Origin of the sequence: Sutcliffiella rhizosphaerae (assembly GCF_917563925.1) — a bacterium.
In the GTDB taxonomy this organism is placed as follows: domain Bacteria; phylum Bacillota; class Bacilli; order Bacillales; family Bacillaceae_I; genus Sutcliffiella_A; species Sutcliffiella_A rhizosphaerae.
In genome coordinates, this window is the sequence record NZ_CAKJTJ010000002.1 from 16,069 (window position 1) to 35,631 (window position 19,563).

Here is a 19,563-nt window from a genome sequence, read left to right on the forward strand (position 1 = left end):
TACTTCTCCCCTTTTTATTAAAAGGCTGTAATTACAATGACACATACATGGTAACCCGTAACCTTTTAGCATGATAGCAGAAACAAATTTTTACTTTGAATGTAATAATGCATCTTTGTTTTTATAAAAATAGTCCCATCCAGATACAATAGTGAAAAACATCGCTACCCATAATGCAAGCATATCAAATGGAAATCCTATCCATGCAAATGGTATGTTATGTAATAGTAATGCAGATACAGCGATAATTTGAGCCCATGTTTTTATTTTCCCAAGCATGTTTGCTGCCACTACTTCTCCTTCTCCAGCTAACACTAGACGGAGTCCAGTTACTGCGAACTCTCTACTGATAATGATAATAACGATCCAAGCAGGGGCAAGATCTAGTTGGACTAATGCAATTAAGGCAGCGGAAACAAGCAATTTATCTGCGAGCGGGTCTAGAAACTTCCCTAGATTTGTAACAAGGTTCAACTTTCTTGCATAATATCCATCGACCCAATCAGTAATAGAAGCAATTATAAAGATAAATGCTGCCAATAAGTGTGTGATGGGGATTTGCACTTCTCCAAGTTCAAAAATTCCAAAATCTAAAGGAGCCAACAATAGGACCATAAAGATAGGAATCAATAATATTCTCGAAACTGTAATTTTATTAGGTAAGTTCACAATCATTCCTCCAGCATTCAAATATTGCTTTTTCACTATACATAAAATATGAAAGTTTGTCTAATGATTGACTAGTCCAATAAACTGCATAATGTCAGCCACAGCGCAAGCGCCTTAACCAGCCCCGATAAGCACGAAGTGAGGTGTGGGGAAAATGGGTTTCACATTCTTGATAGATTGGTTTATGACCTCGAGGTGCTTGGAATTGCCCCTAAATAAAAAATATAAACGTTCTTAAATTAGTACAAAAAAAGCCATCATCGTGATGACTTTTATTGTTCTCCATTTGGTAGAAATTTAATAGTGATTCTCTGGGTGGTAACTTGATCTACCGGAAATGGGAATTCAAAGGGCTCCCCGTTGATGGTAATTTGTGTGTCAGGGACCCATCCAACATTAAAGACAACTTCTTCTTCGTCTGTAAAATCAAATGACTCAGTGTCACCTTCTGCTAGTTCAGCACTAAGGAATGTCTCTCCTGCTGCATTTGAAATACCTACCCATGTACGCCCCGTTGAAGCTAGCTCCACTTCAAATTTATCGGTTTCACTTAGTTCTAGTGTTGCATTCGATCCGCTTGTTGAAACTTCAGATAAAACACCGCTAGACAATGGTTCATTAGCAGAGTTTTCTTCTGTGTCATCGGGTTGGCCAGATTCTCCTTCTTGATCATCCTGGTCCTCATTACCTGTATCACCAGTATCTATTAATACTGGTTCTTTATCTGGCTGAGATCCCGGTGAATTCCCTAAACCAACATTTTGAATGATTACATAAATAATAGCAATAACAGCAATTAAAGCAAGAAACAATAATACTTTTGGAATAAAGTTCCATACCTTCGTGTTTTTGGATGAAGGCACTTGCTTTTTCGTTTTCACTCTAGATAAAGGTGGGATTTCCTCCTTTTCATTTGCAGGGATATCATTCGCATATTCCTCGAACATCACATCTGGATCAAGCCCTACAGCTTCTGAATACTGTCTAATAAAAGCACGAGCATAGAACTGTCCTGGCATTATATCATAGTTACCTTCTTCTACACCTATTAAATATCGTTTCTGTATTTTAGTTATTGTCTGTAGGTCATCCAATGATAAACCTTTCTCTTCTCTCGTCTGTTTTAATTTATTTCCTAATTCAGTCACTTCTTACACCTTCCAACATTTTAAAAATCAAAGCCCCCGAACGGGTTATCTTCAAAAAGATTATTTGGTTGAACGACATCATACGTAATCTCTTCCTCTTCACTATTCCGCAGTTCAATTATATAATCAAAATCATCAAGCTTATATTCTGTATTTTGAACAAATATATCAGGGTGTTCCACTACTTTAACTGCAGATATACGCATAATTTCTCGAATAAGCTGCCAATGTTTTTCATTTGCACGCTTAGTAGAAACAATGCCATCAATAATAAAAAGATTGTCTACATTATACTCATCTTCAATTAATTGACTTCTTATCGTTTGTTTAAGAAGTGTGCTTGATACAAACAACCACCTTTTGTTTGCACAAACACTTGATGCAACGATGGATTCAGTTTTCCCTACTCTTGGCATTCCCCTAATACCGATAAGTTTATGCCCATCCTGTTTAAAAAGTTCAGCTAAGAAATCTACTAATAGACCTAGCTCGTTCCTAACAAAACGGAATGTTTTTTTGTCATCAGCATCTCTTTGTATATATCTTCCATGTCTTACTGCTAATCTATCCCTTAGCTTCGGTTCTCTAAGCTTTGTAACAGTTATATTATCCATTGTATTTAAAATAGATTCAAGCCTAACTATTTGCTCATTTGAATCACTCAACAAAAGCATTCCACGCCTTGCATTCTCGACTCCATTAATGGTAACAATATTAATGGAGAGCATACCTAGTAGCGAGGCAATGTCACCGAGCAGACCTGGTCGATTTATATGTATTTCATATTCTAAATACCACTCTTTTTTTTCCATCAAACCCCTCCTAGCCATCAAAACGTTTCGTTCTATATATTATGTTACTTCTATAATATCCAATAACGTTGTAATAAGAAAGAGATTCCTTGTGAAAAAATCTCTGTTTTTTCATGAAAACGAAGAGGTTTAATTATAAAAAAAAAGAGAGGTATTGGCCTCTCTTAATGTGATCCTTCATTTTGTACTAATTTAACCATCATATTTGCGATAGCATGTTGCTCCTCAGGACTAGCCACTCTCCATAAATCCGCTAACACTCTTTCTTGTGGATTTTTGGCTTCTACTTCTTTTGCAAGATAGTCACCAATCTCATATGCAAGCTGAGATATAGCATGGTTGTCCATTCCCTCATGCTCAGCATGGTTTAGGCGATCGCCTAAAAAGCCTTTCCATTGTTCCCAGTTTTCAAGCACCGACATATTAACTCCTCCTTCTACATATGATCATGAGTTAGTATGTCATAGGATCGAAATTATTATGCATTTGTTAATTCCATCCACCATTTACGCCAAGAACTTGTCCTGTTATGTAGGTCGATTTTCCTGATATCAAATATCCAACTGCATCAGCCACTTCATGTGGGTCTGCAAGTCTACCAATTGGTATCTCCTTACATAGATCCATTTTTTCTTCCTCGCTAAAGTTATACAACATTTTTGTAGCAACTGCACCTGGAGTGATAGCATTCACCCGTATACCGCTTAGTGCTACCTCTTTCGCCAACGCTTTCACAAAGGAAATCTGTGCTCCTTTTGTCATGGAATAGAGCACTTCACATGACGCTCCAACTTCACCCCAAATGGAAGAAATGACTATCACATTACCATTGTGATTTCTAATCATTTCAGGTAAAAAAGATTGAACAGTTGAATATAATGATGTTATGTTAAGTTGAATCATATCCTGCTTAGTTTTATCGTCGATATCGGTCATTACCCCATAATAAGTGTAACCGGCATTATAAATAATCGTGTCTATTTGTGTATAAATACTCCGTTTTAATATATTGACCCCTTCATCGCAACTCAAATCTGCTTGAATCGATGTTATTTGCTCCATTCCGTATTTTTCCAACAAGCCATCTATTGATTTTTTATCTTTATTATAATGTAAGTACGTAAAGTATCCTTGATTAAGAAGTTCATTAGCAATTGCAGTTCCAATGTCTCCACTTGCCCCTACTACCAAAGCTTTCTTTACCATTTTTCTCCAACTCCTCGAACAATGAAGAAACCGGCTCGAACATATCGAACCGGATGTTTCTCACTTATTTTGGCACAACTTGACAAACTGCAAAAGCGTCTTTTTTTATAAAATCTTTTGCAGCAATTTTAACGTCTTCCAATGTGATATTCTCAAGCATTGGTGTTACTTCAAAGAGATCCATATCATTAAAAGCATAACGGGTAAATTGATTAGCGATAAATTCAGGTGAATTTAAAGCACGCAAAAATGATCCAATCTTCTTCTTTTTTATCCTCTCTAATTCCACTTCTTTAACAGAAGTAGGGTCAAAATCCAATAATGTATCTTGAATCTTTTGCGCTAATTCATCTGGCTTTGATGAATCGCCACCAAGTATGGCAAAACCGAAGCCATTTTCACCTGTATAATCATAGGCAAATGTTTCGTCAATCAGATTCGCTTCATACATTTTTTGGTAAATATCAGAACTTTTGCCGAAAAGAAAATCAAGGATAATATTGACAGTCAATTCATGCTTCAGTAATTCTTTTCCTTGCTTCGTAGGATATGTCTCCTTAATTCCCACCATACATTTCGATGTATGGACATTCATTTTCAGCTCTTTCTTTTTTTCATATACAGTTAAAGGTTCATTTTCAAATTTCCGCTTAATTTCCTCTTGCTTCTTAAAGCTTTTCTTTCCTTGGTTCTCTTTAATGAAATTCATCATATGCTCTGTATCCATTGGTCCAACTACAAATAACAGCATATTGCTTGGATGATAGAAGGTTTCATAGCAAGTGTACAAGAGATCTTTCGTCACGTTGGAGATGGTATCTATCGTACCTGCAATATCAATTTTTACAGGATGATGATGAAACATACTTTCTATTATCCCAAAATATGCTCTCCAATCGGCATTATCTTCGTACATTGTAATTTCCTGGCCGATAATACCCTTTTCCTTTTCTACCGTTTTTTCCGTAAAATAAGGTTCTTGAACAAAGTCCAATAATGTTTCTAAATTTTTTTCTACTTTAGATGTACTTGAAAATAAGTATGCCGTTCTGGTAAAGGAAGTAAAAGCATTGGCTGATGCACCTTGTTTACTAAAGTCTTGAAAAACGTCTCCATGTTCCTTTTCAAACAATTTATGTTCTAAAAAATGGGCAATCCCGTCAGGAACAGCAAGAAAGTCTTTTTCCCCAATTGGAACAAATTTATTATCAATGGACCCATATTTAGTTGTAAATGTAGCGTATGTTTTATGGAAACCAGCCTTTGGTAGCAAATATACTTTCAAACCATTCTCCAAAGTTTCATGATATAAAGTTTCAGATAACTGGGAAAACTCAATTTTCTCCATTATTTCTCCTCCTTTCCAGCGAGAAAATAGGTCGTGTCTAGTTCCACTAATTTCGCCACTTCTTGGATTTCTTCACTAGTTACCTTTTCGATACCTTCTAGAAATGCATCTACAGGTTTATTCACTTCCGACACTTCATTGTTGTATAGAATTTCTATTAATCCTCTTGCAGTATCAATCGTTTCTAGTATTTGATTTTTAATAACGGCTTTTGTTTGGGCAATTTCGTTTTCATTATATTGACCTCGTTTCATTGCTTCAAGCTGTTCATTAATAATGTTGACGGCATTTTCGTAATTGGAAAAATCAATTCCTGACATAACTAGGAGTAATCCTTTATGACTTTCTACCCTTGAAGCAGCATAATAGGCAAGGCTCTCTTTTTCTCTAACATTTAAAAATAGCTTGGAGTGAGAAAATCCACCGAAAATGCCATTAAACACTTGTAGTGCATAATACAAATCATCTTTAAAAGTAACATTAGTTCGATAGCCAATGTTTAGTTTTCCTTGTTTTACATCTTGTCGCTCGATAACTTCATTCGATTGTTGGTTCTTATTATGAGGTTGAGTAATAGAAGACTTTACTTTATTTAGTTGTTCCGGCAATACAAAATATTTTTTAATATATTTATCAACTTCCTCTTCCACTATGTCACCAACTAGATAAAGATGAATATCATTTCGCTTGAGCATTTCCTGATAATATTCAAATAAAGATTCGGCAGTGATAGAGTCGACCTGTTCCTTTTCTCCGTTTGCAGGTAACCTATATGGTTCGGATGCACACATTTCTTCTATTAAACGCTGACTTGCATAACGCATTTTATCGTCATAAACAGATTGAATACGCTGCTTTAATGCCCTCTTTTCTTTTTCCACAGTGGACGCGACAAACCCATTACCTTCTGTTACTGGCTTAAGAAGTACTTCACTTAACAAGTGAATCCCTTTTTCTAGTAGCGGAGTAGAATCCTTTAAAAACTTTTCATTTGCAATTTCTAGGCGAAAGGAGATGATATGATCTTCTCCTTTTTTACTTAGGTCTACAGCAAGATTGGAACCATACAATTCATCAAGATAGGCTCTGAACTCGGATGATTTAGGATATGATGCCGTTCCATTTTGTAACACATACGGCAGCAGTGCCCTTAAAGTAATATCCTCTTTAGTCAATGGTGCCTTCACTTTTAGTAAAAGGGTATTCGTTTTAAATTTATCGGTCGGGATTGTATGTACGGTTATCCCATTTAGAGCATACGTTCTTTCATCGACTAGTTTCACGAAATCTCCTCCTTCGCTTCCATGAATGGAAGATGACGTACATCATTATTATTTTCCTGCCTGTATCTTCTTTAATCTTAGGTTATATAAAGAAAGATAGTACTATTCTTTCTTTATTACTCAAAAAATAGTCCTGATTCCAATATAACGTTATATAGTTAAGATTTTCAAGTTGGAAGGGATATCATAGGAATGTTATACACACTTAATAGTTTACATAACAATATTATAGTTAATTTTAATTTTTCTCGCAAAAAAACCATCTTAAGCAACTAAGCTTTTGATGGAATTTTTCATTATGGACGTTTTCTTAATACATGGAAGCTGAACTTATCTGCTCTAAAATAATTTAATGAATAAAGGATCGGCTCATCATTTTGGTCGTAATGCATTTGCTTTAGCACTAGAAGAGCAGTTTCAGGCTCACATTCTAATATTGGAGAAATTTTATCATGATATCCAATGGGCTCAATATGTGTAACAGCATATGAGATATAGCGACCCGCTTGTTCTTCTAATAGATCTAACAATGATTCATTTTTATAAGAGTGGTAGTCTTCTACGATTGTAGTTGGTATTTTATCTATACAATACACAACAGGCTGGTCGTTTGCCGTACGGACACGTTCAAAATGAAGCATTTCGTTAATCTCATCGTTTCCGAACTTTTTAAGTTCTTCTTCAGATGGTGTTTCGATGGTGGACGTCAAAAAGACTGTCCCTGGTTTCATCCCAGCTTGTGAAATCATTTCTGTAACCGAATTTAACTGCTCAATACCCGAGGAGAAGACTGGTTTGGAATTGACGAAAGTTCCAACACCATGTCTTCTAACAACGATGTTTTCTTCCTCCAATACTCTAAGAGCTTCCCTTAATGTTGCTCTGCTTATCCCAAGACTTCTAGACAATTCAAATTCTGAAGGCAATTTTTCTTTTTCTTTATATACCTTGTTTTCAATATCCTGTTTTAGTTTATCGACAACAAGTAAATACAGGTGTCTACTATCTGACCGTATGGACATAACTGATCCCCCAATTAACCGTTTACAAAAATATCTCACGTTTCCTATTAATCCAAAATAATATACCACTTTTCGACATTAAAATAAATAGAAAAATGATAATTTTGATTTTTTCACCCTTTTCCTATTCCCAATAAGCGAGACTCTTTGGGGCAACCACCAACAACCCTGATTGTATTTTTTTATTCTACCTCGAGAAGTGTAAGATCGACAGCGATATTTCATCAAAAAAGGATGCTAGAAAGTCAGTAAAATTTGACCATCTAACACCCCCCACTACTAAAATTAAGAGCCTACATCTTCATTATGGTTGGAAACAAGGACATTTCGTGGTTTGCTTCCTTCATACGGACCGACTACACCCCTAATCTCCATAGCATCTATAAGCCTTGCTGCCCTTGTATATCCAATTCTGAACCGTCTTTGAAGCATGGATACGGATGCAGTCTGCATTTCTATTATTAATTGGACCGCATCGTCATATAATTCATCATCGACTTCTTCTACTTCATCGTTAACATCTTGTGGAATCATTTCTTCTTGATATTGTGCTTTTTGTTGTTCAATGACAAAATCAACTATTCGCTCTACTTCCTCATCCGATAAAAAGGCACCTTGTACCCTAATGGGTTTGGAAGCACCAACTGGCAGAAACAACATATCTCCTCTACCTAATAACTTCTCTGCACCACCCATATCAAGGATTGTTCTTGAGTCAGTTTGAGAGGACACACTAAAGGCAATTCTTGATGGAATATTTGCTTTAATGACCCCTGTAATGACATCGACTGATGGACGCTGTGTAGCAATGATTAAATGGATGCCTGCTGCCCGAGCCATTTGTGCAAGTCTTGTTATACAATCCTCGACATCGCTTGATGCCACCATCATTAAATCAGCAAGTTCATCGACGATTACCACAATATATGGTAACGATGGTTGCTTTGCCTCTTCGTCTTGATTATGTCTTTTTATATAATCATTATACCCTTCAATATTTCTAGTACCAGTATGAGAGAATAACTCATAACGTCTTTCCATTTCATTTACAACCTTCTTTAATGCTTGTGAAGCCTTTTTCGGATCTGTCACAACTGGTGCCAATAAATGTGGTACACCATTGTACATATTTAATTCAACCATCTTTGGGTCAATCATCATCATTTTTACTTCATGAGGCTTGGCACGTACGAGAATGCTTGTAATAATACCATTAATACAAACACTTTTACCGCTTCCAGTTGCCCCTGCCACAAGCAAGTGAGGCATTTTGTTTAATTCCGCAACAACTGAATCTCCTGATATATCACGACCAAGTCCGATTAATAGCTTAGAGTCTGGTTTATCTGCAAGTTTCGTGTCTAAAACTTCACGTAAGGAAACCATAGCTACTTCATTATTTGGAACTTCTATTCCTATCGCAGACTTTCCAGGTATTGGTGCTTCGATACGAATATCTTTCGCTGCAAGGGCAAGAGCTAAATCATCACTTAAATTCACAATTTTACTTACCTTTACACCAACATCAGGATATACTTCATATTTTGTGACAGCTGGCCCTAAATGAACTTTAGTAACTTTTGCTTTAACACCAAAGCTTGCAAAGGTTTTTTCAAGCTTTCTTGCATTTTGATAAATATTTTCATGCTCAGTAGTCTGATGGTTTGCTATCGGCTTATTCAGCAAGTCTAATGATGGCAATACATATTCTTTATTTTCTACTTCCGTAAAAGCCATTGGACTTGTGATGAGCTCTCCATTTTCTTCTTTTGATGACTCTTCATTTTTAGAAACGTTGCTTTGATCAATTATTCGCTCATTGTGATCTATAACTGCTTCCCTGTCGTTAAATGAGGAAATAATAGGTGGAGATATTACCTCTTCTGCTTCATTCTCTTCCACTACCACAACTTTTTCTTCTTGGGTTTTATTCTCTTCTTTCTTTTTCTTCTCTTTAACCAATTTTTCTTTTTTCTTATTGCTATCTTCCCTCCAGCCTTTCATGTCATCGATGAAAGCTATCCACTGGTTTTTGATAAAGGTAAATATCCCAATCGCAATTTTTAATACTGTATCATTTAATGACTTGCCTGTCACAAGAATAATCCCTATGACAATAAAGATCATCGCAATCCAGCGTGCCCCTGTTGCATCAAACAAAAGATGGAACAGCGCGAATAATACAGCACCAATCATTCCTCCACCTAATTCAGGTGTACTAATTTCTCCATTTACTTCCTGCCAAAAAAAGTTCCATGTATTACCGATCACCGAAGGGTTGGCAAAATCCCCTCCTCTTGATAATGTTCTAAAAAGAGATTCATGATTGATTAATAAGACTGACATGACAATTACATATATTCCTACTAACTGTCTGGAAAAAAACGTTGGTAAGTCTCGTTTCCAAATTATGTAACACGATAATATTAATAATCCTAACAACATAAGCATATACCACTCGCCACTGAAAAATCGGAATACTAAAACAAAGGCATGTCCTACCATTCCCAGTTTTGCAATGGCAATGCATGTAATTGCCAACAACAGTAACCCCATTACCTCAAAGGTGACTGTCCGTTTCCATTCGTCCCTGTTTTTAGATTTACGTTGTCTTTTTTTGCGTTTTGACATTTTTACTCACCTATCTACTTTATTAATAAGACGAAAGCAGCCATATTGTTGGCTGCTTCAGACAATTAGTAAACGCTCGATTTTCTTCGTTACTCGTCCTTTTTTGGAAGCTATTTCGTAAGGACATATGCATCGACTGACAAGCGTTTTTAATCAGTCTGTAAAAAGCAGTATTTTGTTATTCATAGTCTACACATTATAACAGAGATACTATTGGCTACTTTTTCCTCTGTTGCTTGTATTATATCACAAGCATGTAAACATGAAAGGATCTTAAATAAAATTAATCGTCTGTCCTGGTGAGAATTCCTGATTTAAATAATGAGATGGATCTGTACTTAAATTACGGACAATTTGGTACGTATTCATTTCGGTTCGTTGGACGATAAGTGAAACCCCATTGTAATCAATAATCTTTACATTATCATACACCCCATCTTCTGGGGGAAATATTAGTTCTTGAGGCATTGTCGTGTATAGTATCATTGTAACATCTTTCCTTCCGCTTTCTTATCTTCCCTTTCTTCCACTAGTTCGTTCAATTTTTTGATTGCTTCCCCCACACCACCAACTTGATTAATCAACCCAAACTCCACAGCATCCGCTCCAACTACATTCGTACCTATATCCCTTGTTAAGTTCCCTTTAGATAACATCAGCTCTTTAAATTTTTCCTCAGTAATGGTTGAATTCTTTGTCACAAAATTTATGACTCGATCTTGCATCTTATCTAAGTATTCAAACGTCTGGGGGACACCAATTACAAGACCAGTTAGTCTGACTGGATGGATTGTCATCGTTGCGGTTTCCGCGATAAAAGAATAATCACAAGATACGGCAATAGGGACTCCAATGGAATGTCCTCCACCAAGAACAAGGGAGACAGTAGGTTTTGACAAGGATGCTAGCATTTCTGAAATGGCTAATCCTGCCTCCACATCCCCACCAACTGTATTTAATATTACAAGTAGTCCTTCAATATTTGGATTTTGTTCAATTGCCACAATTTGTGGAATGACATGTTCGTACTTCGTTGTTTTATTTTGTGGCGGTAATTGAACATGTCCTTCAATTTGCCCAACAATAGTAAGGCAATGTATTTTTGAATCTGATGGCATTTGAGGGACATTTGTCTGTCCAAGTTGTTGGATTTTATTTACCAAGGAATCCTTGCCTGCATCTTGTTTATTTGGTTCTTGCTGAGGCTGATCAGATGATTCGTATGTAAAATCGGACATATGAAGATCTCCTTCCATCCCTAATAAGTATTCTATTCTTATTCTAGTATGGACGGTTGACATTATTTCATTCGTATTGCATAGGAGCATAATAATAATTAAAAACAAGGCTCTTTTCTATGTAAAAAAATTATATACATGCTATTACCAATATTTATAATGAAAACTTGCATTTTCTAAACTTATTGCATGGACTATAGGAGATATATTTAATGTAATAGGAAAAAAACAACCAAATTTGCAAACAAAACCAATACAGAAAACCGCAGTGAGCTACCTCTCTGCGGTTTTCTGTTCTTGAATATTAAACTTCCATAATAATTGGAAGGATCATTGGACGACGTTTTGTTTTTTCGTATAAATGCTGGTTGAGGGACTCTCTAATCTTTAGTTTAAGGCTCGACCATTCTAATACCTGTTCTTTAACCGCATTATCTAATATTTTCGCTACAATATCGTTTGCTTTTTCTAACAATTCTTCCGATTCTCTTACATAAACAAATCCTCTTGAAATTAATTCAGGCCCTGCCACAACTTTTTTCTGAGCTTTACTTATGGAAACGACAATAATAAGTATCCCATCTTGTGACAATAACCTTCTGTCCCTAAGCACAATATTTCCAATGTCACCTACACCAAGTCCATCTATAAGCACATTTCCTACAGGAACTTTTCCACTATATTTACCTTCACCATCTGTAAATTCGATGACGTCTCCTTTGTTAGGTAAAAAAATGTTTTCCTTCTGAATGCCCACACTTTCTGCAACCTTTGAAAGAGCACGCTGCATCTTGAATTCGCCTTGTATCGGAATGACATAACGCGGTTTTAACAAATTCAACATTAATTTCAATTCTTCTTGACATCCATGTCCGGAGGAATGAATTTTTTTCTGACCGTAAATGACTACTGCACCGGAACGATACAGCTTGTCTATTACTTTAGCCACTGTTATTTCAGTACCAGGAGTTGGAGATGCAGCAATTATTACAATATCTCGCTCTTTAATATGTACATATTTATGTGCACCATTTGCCATTTTCATCATTGATGACATTAATTGCGAATGTGTCCCAATTGTTAAAATAACTAATTGATTATCATTTTGTTTTCCAATGTCGTGGACTGGAACAAGTAAGCCCTCTGGCATGCTTAAATATCCTAACTCTATTGCAATATCAAAGTTGCGGTCTGTTGGAGGGGAGACGACTACTAGTTTTCTATTATTATCTATTGTTGCTTGGATAATTTGTTGAATACGTCCGACGTTGGTAGATAAACATGCAGCAAATACCCTTCCCTTTGCATTATAAATTACGTCTGTGATTTCTTGTTTCACTACAGTTTCGGAAAGTGTATAGCCTGGCTTTTCTGCATTCGTGCTATCGTTTAATACACATAACACACCTTTATTGCCAATTTCAGCAATTTTCCCTAAATCGGAATTTTGCGACAAATGAGATTGATCGAATTTAAAATCACCTGTATGGACAATCGCTCCCTGTGAGGTGTGAAAGCAAATTCCAACAGAGTCTGGAATACTATGATTTGTTCGGAAGAACGTGACTACCGCATTCCGCATTTCCAAAACTGAATTTTCATTTATTTCTTGAAAATTAACCTTTTTAGGTGTTCCGATTCCCTTAATAAGCTCTTTAGCAAAGGCAATGGTAAGTTTTGTTGCATAAACTGGTGTTGGTATCTTCCTTAAAATATATGCCAATGCTCCCATATGCTCTTCATGTCCATGTGTTAAGAAGATACCTTCGATTTTTTGTTTATTTTCTTCAAGATAAGTTATATCCGGAATGACCTTATCAATCCCAAACATTCCGTCTTCCGGTATCATCACGCCAGTATCCATAATATAGATTGAATCATCTGTCTCAAGGACATACATATTTTTTCCGTTTTCCCCTATCCCCCCAAGGGCAAATACCTTAAGCTTCTCTGTCTGTGGTGTATTCACTTTTTTACCTCCTAGAATTAGTTCCCATCCAAATTATGACGAACATGCATGTATGCATATAGAGATTTATCATACAATCAACCTGATTATACTTAATGAATATCCGCTCCATGTCATTTGAAAATATTATAACGTATGCAAGAATTGGAATACAAGGATTATTGTATATCGTGATTTTCAGTATCTTTTTCCTATCTAGGCAGAGGAAGTTACTAACAAGTGATATTGCACTAACTTAAGACCATTTCCGAATACTTTGTTGCATCTTTTACCTTTCGTACCGTCAGAACATTTGTTCTATAATGGTCGTTTATAACAGGGGGAATTCCAAAGAAAAATATATAAAGAGGAGTGATATGTTTGATTAATCCTTTTTAAGAATTTAATCGAAAGACAATATGGAATCCCACAAGGTCTATTTTTGGACATACATTGGTGAAAAAATGGTGCGGCGACATAAGAGTGAAACTTTTTGGACTATAGATTTACTAGAACTTGTGCATGGTGAGACTTAGGTTGTGGTGCTGGATCTGCAATGAAAACTATAAAGTAGAAAACGTTGTTGGTTTGGTTCTTTTTTCAACCTTCATACGTTCCGCTGCAATTAGAAATAAAAACGCAATCAAAACTAAAAAAGCAAAATTAGTTCAAGCAAATGTAAATAAATTGCCGTTCGAGAATAAACAGTTTGACAGAGTCTTTAGTATACATACCATTTATTTTTGGGAGAGTATATTTGTTACTTTATCAGAAACTTACAGGGTGATGAAACATGGGGGATTTTTTGTAATTACCTTATGCGAAGGGAAAAATAACGTTGTTTGGAAGATATAAAAAAGATGGTTGACGAAAGTAGGCTTTTCTAAAGTGGCAAGGATAGGTGGGCCATTGTCTAGACAATTCCATACAATTGCTATTGTTGGCTATAAACCTTTTTAAGATTATGCATTTTAAGTAAAGGCTGAGTGTTCCTCCTTACAATTAGAACTACGACAAACCCCTGACTAGGAAGTACTTTTTTTAAAACAAACAAAAGGACCACAAGGATCCTTTTATTTTAACTCGTTTTCTAAATTATCTCTTGACAGAATCATAGTTCAAAATATTTGTCAGAGTAACTCTTTCTTCTTCAGTAAGAGGAACTAAAGGAAGTCGTACACCACCTACATCAAGTCCCTTTAATTGTAATGCTGTCTTAACTGGTGTTGGGGATGGCGAGCTAAATAATCCTTTCATAACCGGGAGCAAGGATTGATGTAATTTAGCTGCTTGAGCATGTTCTCCTGTTTCAAATGCTTGAATCATCTCTTGCATGCTATCTCCAATAATATGAGATGCAACAGAAACAACACCTTTCCCACCTATAGCAAGTACAGGAATAGTTAAACCGTCATCTCCACTGTAAAGAACGAAATCATCAGAGGTTTTTGCAATAATTTCTGTCATAGCATCAAGATTTCCACTTGCCTCTTTGACAGCAATTATATTCTTAATTTCTGACAGTCTTACGATTGTGTCAACTTCCATATTAATTACTGAACGACCAGGAATATTGTAAAGCATCACTGGAAGATTCGTCTCAGAAGCAATAGCTTTAAAATGTTGATACAATCCCTCTTGATTTGGTTTATTATAATATGGAGCAACGAGCATAATTGCATCCACGCCTAACGCTTCAGCTTTTTTAGTTAAATCTATAGAAGCACGTGTATTATTACTACCTGTACCTGCAATAACAGGAATTCTGCCGTCCACAACTTTTACTGTATGTTCAAATAAAGCTAGTTTTTCTTCTGTTGAAAGGGTGGGGGATTCACCAGTTGTTCCAGCGATTACAAGTGAATCGGTTCCATTTGTAATGAGGTAATTAATGAGCTGAGTTGTTTTATTGAAGTCGATATTACCCTTATTGTCAAAAGGGGTTACCATTGCAGTTGATACTTTACCAAAATTAATCATGTACTTTCTTCTCTCCTTCATCTACTACAGGTTGCAGTACCGTTACTTTCTTTCTCGCAAGGTTGAATGCTTTATGCAAAGCGTTAACAGCCTTAATCATATCCTCTTGCTTCACTAAGACCCAGATGGTTGTATGGCTATCTGCAGATTGCAAAATTTGAATTCCAAGTTCAGATAAAGCTGTTACTATTCTAGAAGTAACCCCTGGAACTCCGGACATACCAGCACCTACTGTCGCAACTTTTGCACAGTGTCTATTCACTTTAGGTTCATATCCTAATTTTTGTAATACGCTCACAGCCTTCTCACTCATATCATCTGATACTGTGTATACGACACTAGTTGGAGATATATTAAAAAAATCCACACTTATCTGTTCATTAGCCATCGATCTGAAAACTTCGGTTTGGATACCGTAATCTCCTTCTTTTGCGTACACTTTTATTTGTGTGACATTTGGTACATGGGCAATTCCAGTGATTATTCGTTCCTTCACGTCAGTACCTTTTCCTGTTTTATCAAGAGAGGTGACTAATGTTCCTGGTGAATTGGAATAGGTGGAACGGATCCGGATCGGGATTTTCGCCTGCATTGCTATTTCTACTGCCCTAGGGTGGATAACTTTCGCTCCTTGGTATGCCATGTTACAAATCTCATTGTAAGTGACAACTGGTAGAGGGAACGCATCTTCAACTATTCGGGGATCAGCAGTCATTACACCTTCCACATCTGTAAATATATCTATCCATTCTGATTGAAGTGCTGCACCAAGTGCAGCTGCAGAGGTATCGCTTCCCCCCCTGCCAATTGTACTGATATTCCCGTTCCTTGATTCACCTTGAAATCCAGCAACTACTACTACTTGATGATATTTTAACATTTCCAATAACTTTTCGCATTTCATTTCAATGATACGGGCATTTGTGTGATCATTGTTCGTACGAAAACCTGCCTGTGGACCGTTGAGCGCAGTTGCTGTTATACCATGATTTAATAAAAGATTACTAAACACTATGGAAGAGATAATCTCCCCACAGGATAAAAGCATATCAATCTCCCGTTTAGATACGAGCTTCTTTTCCTGATCAATTATATTCAGCAGAGTATCAGTGGCATATGGATCCCCTTTACGTCCCATAGCAGAAACAACGACCACCACTCTGAAGCCTTCTTGAACAGCCCTTTGAATATGTTTTACTGCTGCATTTCTACTTTTTTCATCTTTTACTGACGTTCCACCGAACTTTTGAACAACAATTTTCATATTTTGACACCTCATCGTGGTTTAGAAACATCCATAATACATACGAAATATGTGCACAAAATAGTACCTGTTCCTTAGGAACAAGTGAGTATTGTTCAAGGCTGTGTGTTCTTGAAAAAAGGGTCTATATTAGACCCTTTTCCATTACTTTACTACTCCAAGACGTACCAAGCTTTCTGCAATTTGTACTGAATTCCAAGCAGCTCCCTTTAGAAGATTGTCAGAAACAATCCATAGATGGAAGCCTTTAGCATTATCAAGGTCTTTTCTTATGCGGCCAACATACACATCATTGGAACCGACACAGTTTGCAGGCATTGGATAAAGCTGTTCATTCGGATCATCTTGTAGAACAACTCCTGGAGCTTTTTCTAGTAACATCTTCATATCTTGAACAGTCACATTTTCGTCTTCTACTTCAATATATACCGACTCAGAATGTCCTGTTACAACTGGAAGACGAACACATGTAGCAGCAACTTGAAGTTGTTGATCATGCATTATTTTTTTTGTCTCATTTATCATTTTTAGTTCTTCAAATGTAAATCCATTCTCTTCAAACTTGTCAATTTGCGGGATGGCATTAAATGCAATTTGATAATGCTTATCATCCCCTTTAACAGGCAGGATGGAAGGTGTAAAGTCTTCATTGTTTAAAATAGATTGCGATTGGGATTTCAGCTCTTCAATTGCCGCTGCCCCTGCTCCTGAAACAGCTTGATAAGTACTTACAATAACTTTTTTAAGTCCAAAAGATTTCCGAATAGGCTCTAAAGCGACAACCATTTGAATGGTGGAACAATTCGGATTCGCAATGATGCCATTGTGGTTTCTGATATCTTCTTCGTTCACTTCTGGCACAACAAGTGGAACGTTTGGATCCATTCTAAAAAAGCTTGTATTATCAACTACAACTGCGCCTCTCTTTGCCGCTTCTGGTGCTAGCTCTTTTGAGACACTTCCACCAGCACTGAATAAAGCGATTTGCACTCCTTCAAATTTATTTGGAGTTGCGGCTTCTATCGTAACTTCCTGCCCTTTAAACATCACTTTTTTGCCTGCTGATCGTTCTGAAGACAATAAGGTCAATTTACTTACAGGAAATTGTCTTTGCTCTAACGTATTTAGAATTTGTTGTCCTACTGCTCCTGTTGCTCCAACTACTGCTACATGATAACCCATTTATAAATGCACCTCTTTTTTACATATATTTTTTCATTTTATCATACTACTGAAATAAAGAAGAGAAGAAAATCATACTTTCTTCTCTTCTAACATAAATTTATTGTTGATCATCTTTATACCTTTCTACAATCACTGGTTGAACTTGCTTATGCTCCAAAGCATGAAGGACAGTCGGCACAAGCATATTCATTCTTGCAACCATTGAGTTTGGTTTCTTCTCAGGTGCATCCTGTCCATAAGGTATAAAATAGATATTTTTAGTAGCCATCAATCTCATTAGATTTATCCCATTTAAACCCAATGCGTCATTTGTCGATATTCCTAAAACTACAGGGTGGTGATTTCTCAAAGTCGCTTTAGCAGCCATCAATACAGGTGAATCAGTCAGTGCATTCGCAAGTTTACTCATGGAATTACCCGTAAGAGGAGCTATTATCATGCAATCTAAGGGGATTTTGGGACCAAGAGGTTCTGCTTTTACAATAGAATCAATTACTTTATTACCTGTAATCTCTTCAATTTTTTTTATCCAGTCCTCTCCCTGCCCAAATCTAGTGGTTGTATGTTGAACGGTTGAAGTGACCACGGGTAGAACTTCTGCGCCAGCATCTACAAGCTTCTGAAGTTCTGGTACTACTGCATCGTAAGTACAATGAGAACCTGTTAAACCAAAGCCTAGCCTTTTACCTTTTAATTGCATGATTCATTCCCCTCTTTTCCTGACAAATCTTCACTAAGTAATTGCGAAAGTACGTTAGCCACAATTTGACCAGCCGTTTTGGGTGCGACTATGCCTGGTAGACCTGGTGCCAATAATGCTTTGATGCCACGTTTTTCTGCGTACCGAAAATCTGTCCCACCAGGTTTGGAAGCCAAATCAATAATCAGCGTGTGAGCAGGCATTTTGGAAATTACATCTGATGTGACTATTTGATAAGGAATAGTGTTGATACAAACATCCACTTCTGTCACATTCTCAGCAAGATTTTCTAAATGAAAGGGCGTTAGCCCCATTTCAAATATTCGTGCTAAATGCTCCGATTTTCTAGCACCCACTCTAACATTCGCTCCTAATGCAGAAAATGTCCGCGCAACGCTCATGCCTACTCTTCCAAGTCCAAGCACAGCAACCTTGGAATTGTGAATGGTAATATCCGTATGCTGAATAACCATCATAATAGTGCCTTCAACTGTTGGAATGGCATTATAAATTGCAACGTCGTCCCTTTCGAACAACTGCACTAGTTTTCGGTTTGTATTCCCCACTAATTGATCTAAATATGCATTAGTAATCCCTGAATAAATGGTGCAGTGTTCAGGAGTGCTCCCTAGAATTTCCTTTGAGAGAATGATTTTTTCATTTGAAAATATACTGTCTACTTGCCCCTCTAGATTCGTTCCAGGAACAGGCAGGATTATGGCACTAACTGTTGAAAAATCTACTTCATCTAACTGTTCTTTTGATGCACCTGTGAACCCGTGATCCAGCTGGTCAAATCCTATTAGAGAGAGCTTTGCATCCAGCTCAATCAGCTTACGTATAACTTCCAGCTGCCTTGCATCACCGCCAATGACAGCTATGTGCATACCGGTCAGCATATATAGGTCACCTTCTTCTACTTCATGAATGATTTTTATTTCTGTCTCAAGTTTTTCTTACTTACACATCTTATGTATTCGGAATTTAATCTGTGATTAAATCTGTAGAGAAAGCAAACAGTCATGTAGAAAAGGAGAAGCACCTCGTTTTACTACTGACAAGATAAGGCGAACTGGTTAGAAACATTGGTTTCACCTTAGGTTACACTTCATGTTTGGATAATGAACCT

General features: G+C 36.7%; 18 protein-coding genes. 1 reads left to right on the forward strand and 17 read right to left on the reverse strand.

What is annotated here, in order from left to right; all coding sequences use genetic code 11:
- Positions 1-90: 90 nt before the first annotated feature.
- The 12 genes from pgsA to LRP81_RS02140 all read right to left on the reverse strand — a co-directional run bounded on the left by pgsA (position 91) and on the right by LRP81_RS02140 (position 13,326).
- Positions 91-672: a CDP-diacylglycerol--glycerol-3-phosphate 3-phosphatidyltransferase gene (gene pgsA, locus LRP81_RS02085; protein ID WP_230499877.1), complete on the reverse strand. Its 582-nt coding sequence runs from the start codon at positions 670-672 to the stop codon at positions 91-93.
- Positions 673-941: 269 nt separating this feature from the next.
- The gene (locus LRP81_RS02090; protein ID WP_230499589.1) at positions 942-1,817 is read right to left on the reverse strand and encodes a helix-turn-helix domain-containing protein; all 876 of its coding nucleotides are present in this window, start codon (positions 1,815-1,817) and stop codon (positions 942-944) included.
- A gap of 20 nt (positions 1,818-1,837) precedes the next feature.
- Positions 1,838-2,629 carry a DUF3388 domain-containing protein gene (locus LRP81_RS02095; RefSeq protein WP_230499590.1) on the reverse strand — a complete coding sequence of 264 codons (792 nt, stop codon included), beginning with the start codon at positions 2,627-2,629 and terminating at the stop codon, positions 1,838-1,840.
- Between the two features lie 164 nt (positions 2,630-2,793).
- The gene (locus LRP81_RS02100) at positions 2,794-3,051 is read right to left on the reverse strand and encodes a DUF3243 domain-containing protein (protein WP_230499591.1); all 258 of its coding nucleotides are present in this window, start codon (positions 3,049-3,051) and stop codon (positions 2,794-2,796) included.
- 67 nt (positions 3,052-3,118) lie between these two features.
- A complete protein-coding gene (gene ymfI, locus LRP81_RS02105) occupies positions 3,119-3,835 on the reverse strand; it encodes an elongation factor P 5-aminopentanone reductase (protein WP_230499592.1) in 717 nt (238 codons plus the stop codon).
- A 64-nt stretch (positions 3,836-3,899) separates the two neighbouring features.
- On the reverse strand, positions 3,900-5,183 hold the full coding sequence (yfmH, locus tag LRP81_RS02110; protein WP_230499593.1) for an EF-P 5-aminopentanol modification-associated protein YfmH: 1,284 nt from the start codon (positions 5,181-5,183) through the stop codon (positions 3,900-3,902).
- A complete protein-coding gene (gene yfmF / locus LRP81_RS02115) occupies positions 5,183-6,466 on the reverse strand; it encodes an EF-P 5-aminopentanol modification-associated protein YfmF (protein WP_230499594.1) in 1,284 nt (427 codons plus the stop codon). Before yfmF ends, yfmH begins: the two co-directional genes overlap by 1 nt.
- A gap of 296 nt (positions 6,467-6,762) precedes the next feature.
- The gene (locus LRP81_RS02120; protein ID WP_230499595.1) at positions 6,763-7,488 is read right to left on the reverse strand and encodes a GntR family transcriptional regulator; all 726 of its coding nucleotides are present in this window, start codon (positions 7,486-7,488) and stop codon (positions 6,763-6,765) included.
- Positions 7,489-7,773: 285 nt separating this feature from the next.
- The gene (locus LRP81_RS02125; RefSeq protein ID WP_230499596.1) at positions 7,774-10,119 is read right to left on the reverse strand and encodes an FtsK/SpoIIIE family DNA translocase; all 2,346 of its coding nucleotides are present in this window, start codon (positions 10,117-10,119) and stop codon (positions 7,774-7,776) included.
- A gap of 273 nt (positions 10,120-10,392) precedes the next feature.
- The gene (locus LRP81_RS02130) at positions 10,393-10,605 is read right to left on the reverse strand and encodes a YlzJ-like family protein (RefSeq protein WP_230499597.1); all 213 of its coding nucleotides are present in this window, start codon (positions 10,603-10,605) and stop codon (positions 10,393-10,395) included.
- Positions 10,602-11,357 (reverse strand): ClpP family protease, encoded by a 756-nt coding sequence (locus LRP81_RS02135; RefSeq protein ID WP_230499598.1) that lies wholly within the window; start codon positions 11,355-11,357, stop codon positions 10,602-10,604. The genes LRP81_RS02130 and LRP81_RS02135 overlap by 4 nt, the downstream gene beginning before the upstream one ends.
- Before the next feature lie 304 nt (positions 11,358-11,661).
- Positions 11,662-13,326: a ribonuclease J gene (locus LRP81_RS02140; protein WP_230499599.1), complete on the reverse strand. Its 1,665-nt coding sequence runs from the start codon at positions 13,324-13,326 to the stop codon at positions 11,662-11,664.
- A gap of 501 nt (positions 13,327-13,827) precedes the next feature.
- Here LRP81_RS02140 and LRP81_RS23435 point away from each other — a divergent pair.
- Entirely contained in the window at positions 13,828-14,160 is a 333-nt protein-coding gene (locus LRP81_RS23435; protein ID WP_399206866.1) for a class I SAM-dependent methyltransferase, read from the forward strand.
- Positions 14,161-14,400: 240 nt separating this feature from the next.
- On the opposite strand, the gene dapA is transcribed toward LRP81_RS23435, so the two are convergent.
- The 5 genes from dapA to dpaA form a co-directional block, all read right to left on the reverse strand.
- Positions 14,401-15,285, reverse strand: coding sequence for a 4-hydroxy-tetrahydrodipicolinate synthase (gene dapA / locus LRP81_RS02145; RefSeq protein WP_230499600.1), 885 nt, complete (start codon positions 15,283-15,285; stop codon positions 14,401-14,403).
- The gene (gene dapG, locus LRP81_RS02150) at positions 15,278-16,549 is read right to left on the reverse strand and encodes an aspartate kinase (RefSeq protein WP_230499601.1); all 1,272 of its coding nucleotides are present in this window, start codon (positions 16,547-16,549) and stop codon (positions 15,278-15,280) included. Before dapG ends, dapA begins: the two co-directional genes overlap by 8 nt.
- A gap of 144 nt (positions 16,550-16,693) precedes the next feature.
- Positions 16,694-17,731: an aspartate-semialdehyde dehydrogenase gene (gene asd, locus LRP81_RS02155; RefSeq protein WP_230499602.1), complete on the reverse strand. Its 1,038-nt coding sequence runs from the start codon at positions 17,729-17,731 to the stop codon at positions 16,694-16,696.
- Positions 17,732-17,831: 100 nt separating this feature from the next.
- Positions 17,832-18,434 carry a dipicolinate synthase subunit B gene (locus tag LRP81_RS02160; protein ID WP_230499603.1) on the reverse strand — a complete coding sequence of 201 codons (603 nt, stop codon included), beginning with the start codon at positions 18,432-18,434 and terminating at the stop codon, positions 17,832-17,834.
- Positions 18,425-19,333, reverse strand: a complete 909-nt coding sequence (gene dpaA / locus LRP81_RS02165) for a dipicolinic acid synthetase subunit A (RefSeq protein WP_230499604.1) — start codon at positions 19,331-19,333, stop codon at positions 18,425-18,427. The genes LRP81_RS02160 and dpaA overlap by 10 nt, the downstream gene beginning before the upstream one ends.
- Positions 19,334-19,563: the final 230 nt, after the last annotated feature.